This is a genomic window from Pseudomonas sp. FIP_A4, assembly GCF_036701605.1.
In the GTDB taxonomy this organism is placed as follows: Bacteria; Pseudomonadota; Gammaproteobacteria; order Pseudomonadales; family Pseudomonadaceae; genus Stutzerimonas; species Stutzerimonas phenolilytica.
The window spans coordinates 1-311 of record NZ_JAYDXP010000110.1 but is presented as its reverse complement, the minus strand read 5'-3'; the positions used below and the strand labels follow the sequence as shown (position 1 = coordinate 311).

At 63.7% G+C, this 311-nt stretch carries 2 pseudogenes; one reads left to right on the top strand and one right to left on the bottom strand.

From position 1 onward, the window contains the following. Positions 1–2: 2 nt before the first annotated feature. Positions 3–122 (bottom strand): annotated as a pseudogene (locus tag U8L64_RS02915) (type B 50S ribosomal protein L31); the annotation flags it as partial. On the opposite strand from U8L64_RS02915, the pseudogene U8L64_RS20285 reads away from it, so the two are divergent. Beyond that, positions 115–246, top strand: a pseudogene (locus tag U8L64_RS20285) (hypothetical protein); the annotation flags it as partial. The pseudogenes U8L64_RS02915 and U8L64_RS20285 overlap by 8 nt on opposite strands. Positions 247–311 lie beyond the last annotated feature (65 nt).

Below are 311 nucleotides of genomic sequence, written 5' to 3'. Positions count from 1 at the left end.
GGTTATCTCTGGATGGTGAAACTGGCGAAGCGCATGATGAAGCCGGCGACGCGGCCATCGGTCGTGGTCTTGCGCAGCAAGCCCGAGTAGATCGGGTGCGACGCGCTGGACACGGCGTCCGCGGCGCGTTCGAAGGTGATGGGGCGGGTGGTGGATGGCTACAGCATTGTCGCCACGCTCTAGCTGTTCGCCCATTCGCGCGAGGAGGAGAGCTTCGCCCGCGAAGCGATGCAGGAGCTGCTCGGCTGGAAACGGTGGATCGCAGTGTGATCTGGCAGGCATACACGCCGCAGATGTTCCGTCTCGGTTTG